Annotated in this window: 5 protein-coding genes; 2 read left to right on the top strand and 3 right to left on the bottom strand. The window is 34.5% G+C overall.

The features are described 5' to 3' along the window. Positions 1 to 196: 196 nt before the first annotated feature. Both rpiB and H8911_RS11780 read right to left on the bottom strand, forming a co-directional pair. Entirely contained in the window at positions 197 to 643 is a 447-nt protein-coding gene (gene rpiB, locus H8911_RS11775; protein WP_186999794.1) for a ribose 5-phosphate isomerase B, read from the bottom strand. A 62-nt stretch (positions 644 to 705) separates the two neighbouring features. Further along, positions 706 to 1,101 carry a hypothetical protein gene (locus H8911_RS11780; protein WP_117924077.1) on the bottom strand — a complete coding sequence of 132 codons (396 nt, stop codon included), beginning with the start codon at positions 1,099 to 1,101 and terminating at the stop codon, positions 706 to 708. Positions 1,102 to 1,267: 166 nt separating this feature from the next. Here H8911_RS11780 and gdhA point away from each other — a divergent pair, with 166 nt between their 5' ends. After that, a complete protein-coding gene (gene gdhA, locus H8911_RS11785) occupies positions 1,268 to 2,599 on the top strand; it encodes an NADP-specific glutamate dehydrogenase (protein ID WP_186999795.1) in 1,332 nt (443 codons plus the stop codon). Positions 2,600 to 2,679: 80 nt separating this feature from the next. After that, the gene (locus tag H8911_RS11790; protein ID WP_117924073.1) at positions 2,680 to 3,351 is read left to right on the top strand and encodes a YoaK family protein; all 672 of its coding nucleotides are present in this window, start codon (positions 2,680 to 2,682) and stop codon (positions 3,349 to 3,351) included. Here H8911_RS11790 and H8911_RS11795 read toward each other — a convergent pair. Continuing rightward, positions 3,305 to 3,904, bottom strand: coding sequence for a histidine phosphatase family protein (locus H8911_RS11795; protein ID WP_158567580.1), 600 nt, complete (start codon positions 3,902 to 3,904; stop codon positions 3,305 to 3,307). The two genes, H8911_RS11790 and H8911_RS11795, sit on opposite strands and share 47 nt — an antisense overlap. Positions 3,905 to 4,049: the final 145 nt, after the last annotated feature.

The following is a 4,049-nucleotide window of genomic DNA, read 5'->3' on the forward strand; positions in this document are numbered from 1 at the left end:
ACATCTTTCTTTCATTTGTTTGTTTGTTTCGAAATTGACGTTTTAGTTTGTATTTTTATTTCCTGTTCAGTTTTCAAAGATCATCTGCACCTCAGCAGTGCTCATCTATATTACCAAATCATTTCCATCTTGTAAACCCCTTTTTTTAAATTTTTAAAAAAATAAAAAAGGACACTTTTCCAAGCATCCCTAAATTTTATTGAGCATCCTCAATTGCACTGATTTTTGCAACTCTTCCCTTATGTCTTTCACCCTCACTAAATGGAGTGTTCAAGAAAGTATGAACAATATCTTTACAAGTTTCAATACCTGTCGTTCTTTGTCCCATACTCAACATATTCGCATCATTGTGTTCACGAGTCAAACGAGCCATAGTTACATCTGTACATAATGCACAACGGATTCCTTTTACTTTATTTGCAGCAATCGAAATTCCAATTCCAGTGCCACACATAACAATACCCTTGTCCACTTCTTCATTCACAACTAAATCCGCACACGCTTTTGCCATATCCGGATAATCAACACTGTTTGTACTATGACAACCACAATCCACAACTTCATGTCCTTCATCAATCAACATTTGTTTAATTTCTTCCTTATATGTGTATGCTCCATGATCACATGCCATACCAATTTTCATTCTTTAATCCTCCTCAACATCTACAAACATTTTACAACTTTTCCATCTTTGCGTAAATACATCTAACTTTTCGCATCAAAAGATTTTCTACAAGAAGGACAACGAACTTCAATTTTCCCCTTATTTCTAGGAACACGAATAATTTGCGCACATTCAGGACAAACTAAATACTTATTTTGTTTATCCTTTAAAGACTTGTTAAATGCTTGAAAACGATGAACTATTTTGGCCTGAATCCGAATAAACTTTTGATTTTCAATTGATCTTGCCACATAGTTTTTCGATAATGCACGTGCTAAATAAATAATAATACTAATATAGAACAATATATTTATGACAATATTTCTTCTAAAAAATAAACTTAATACTAATAAAATAAGTTCTACATAAAATATGAACTGATTTAATTTATCCGTACCATATCTACCTTGCATAAAACGATATAATTTTTCTCTCATTCTCATCACCGAGTTCTATAATAACATACAATATATGAACTCGCTATGTGAATTTTCCTATCATTTGTATACTTGTTTTTGTTGCTTACAAATTTTTTCATATTTTTATGAAACATTTTCAATTTTTGTGTTATAATCATCACGTATTAATAAGGGAGGACTTAAAATGAAAGACCTAGAGCAATTATACGAAACAGTAAAAAAACGAAATCCCAATGACAAAGAATTTCTTCAAGCCGTTGAAGAAGTATTCGAATCATTGAATATTATCGCAGATGTACATCCGGAAGAATTAGACGATGATGTATTAGAAAGATTTGTAGAACCTGAAAGACAAATCATTTTCCGTGTCCCTTGGGTTGATGACAATGGCAAAACTCAAGTAAACCGTGGTTACCGTGTTGAATTTAACTCAGCCATCGGACCATATAAAGGAGGTTTACGATTCCACCCATCTGTAAACATTAGTATCATCAAATTCTTAGGATTTGAACAAGTATTAAAAAATTCATTGACTACACTTCCTATGGGAGGTGGAAAAGGTGGATCTGATTTCGATCCAAAAGGAAAAAGTGATCGCGAAGTTATGCGTTTCTGCCAAAGCTTCATGAGCGAATTATACCGTCACATCGGACCAAACACAGATGTTCCTGCTGGAGACATTGGTGTTGGGGGCCGTGAAGTCGGATATTTATTTGGACAATATAAACGTTTGAAAAATGAATACAGCGGCGTATTGACAGGTAAAGGATTAACATTCGGTGGATCCTTGATTCGTACCGAAGCTACTGGATATGGTTTATGTTACTTTACACAAGCTTTATTAAAAGATAACGGAACTAGCTTTGAAGGAAAAACAGTCACGATTTCCGGAAGTGGTAACGTAGCTATCTATGCTTGTGAAAAAGCAACACAACTTGGAGCAAAGGTTGTAACTATGTCCGATTCAAACGGATTCATTTACGATCCAGAGGGAATTGATTTAGATTTAGTTAAAGACATCAAAGAAATTCGTCGTGGACGCATTAAAGAATATGTTGAAAAAAGACCAGGTGCAACATACACACCAAATGCTCGTCCATGGACTGTTGCATGCGATATCGCACTTCCATGCGCCACTCAGAACGAACTTGATTTAGAAGATGCAAAAGCATTAGTAGCTAATAAAGTTTTCGCTGTATGCGAAGGGGCTAACATGCCAACAACACCAGAAGCTATCCACTATCTTATGAAAAACGGTGTATTCTATGCTCCAGGTAAAGCAAGCAATGCCGGAGGTGTTGCTTGTTCAGGTCTTGAAATGTCACAAAATGCTCAACACTTATCTTGGACAGCAGAAGAAGTTGATCAAAAGCTTGAAAACATTATGGTAAATATTTTCGAAACTTGCCGTGATACTGCTTCAGAATATGGTCATGAAAAAGAATATGTAGTTGGAGCTAACATTGCTGGATTCTTAAAAGTTGCAAAAGCAATGAAAGCACAAGGTACTGTTTAATAACATAAAAGCCGATTTCGGCTTTTATTTTTTATCATTTTGCATTATTATCTTAAAAGTAAAAAGGTTGTGATTATTCTATGAAACGAGCAAAACAAACATCTGAATCCATTGAACTCGGTATTCTTTTGGCATTATCCGGTGGATTTATGGATGCCTATTCCTATTTAGCAAGAGGACAAGTCTTCGCAAATGCCCAAACTGGAAATATGCTCCTCTTTGGTGTCAATTTAGCAAGTGGACAATTCCAGCATGCTCTACATTATTTATGTCCTGTACTTGCTTTTGGTCTAGGTATTTTCTTAGCGGAATTTGTACATTTTCAAAAAATTCAAAAAGTACACTGGCGACAAGTTACTCTCTTGATTGAAATCATTATATTATTTGGCATTGGGTATATTTCATTCGAACAAAACCTTCTCGCAAATTCTTTAACTTCTTTTGCGTGTGGCTTACAAGTACAAGCCTTTCGTAAAATACATGGTAAAGGTTACGCAACAACGATGTGTATTGGAAATTTAAGAACAGGGACACACGAAATGTGTAATTATTTATGCACAAAAAAAGTCCAACATCTACAAAGTGGACTTCTCTACTACTTAATTATTTTAACATTTATAATCGGTGCTATTCTAGGAAACTTTTGTATTCGGATTTTTTCAGCAAAAGCTATCTGGATAAGCGTTTCACTATTAATACTCGCCTTTATTTTAATGTTTGTTGACCGTGAAAAAGATGAGGCTTTTCAATAAGTTTTAATTCTGTATCACAATCCATTCTCGTCACCGAACAATTTGGCACTAAAGCTGCTGTATTCGGTTTTTCATCCACAAAACCGGGACACAATACGTTCACAATATGTTTGATGGCAGAACCATGACAAACTACTAAAACATTCGCATTCGGATATTCGGATGCGATTTTTTTTAATTCCTTCGTTACTCTTTCTATAACATCACTATGATTTTCACCACCACAAAAACGATAACCATCTGGAAAACGTACTCCATCTTTAAATATATCCACTGATTTTTCAGCCTCAAAATCACCAAAACTCTGCTCCTTTAAACTTTTAGAAGGAATAATCTTTACATTTCTACCCTCTAAAATAGAGTTTGCCGTATCTATAGCTCTTTCACTCGTTGAACAAAAACATACATTAAATGGAACATTCTTCAATTCTTTACCCAATTGTTTTGCCTGAGAAACACCCAAATCCGTCAACGGTGAATCACACCATCCTTGAATACGGCCTTTACGATTAAATACCGTTTCTCCATGTCTAATAATATAAAAATGTGTCATATATATACCTGGTATATTGTAATTGACCATCTAGCTGGTCATTTACAACATACATCTCCTTTCTTTCAACCTTTAATAACCGTAGTTGAAGACGGTTTTGTTAATTTGTAAAATTGAATATGTGAATGTGGATTTGTATATTTAT

It is taken from the genome of Holdemanella hominis (genome assembly GCF_014306155.1).
In the GTDB taxonomy this organism is placed as follows: Bacteria; Bacillota_I; Bacilli_A; order Erysipelotrichales; family Erysipelotrichaceae; genus Holdemanella; species Holdemanella hominis.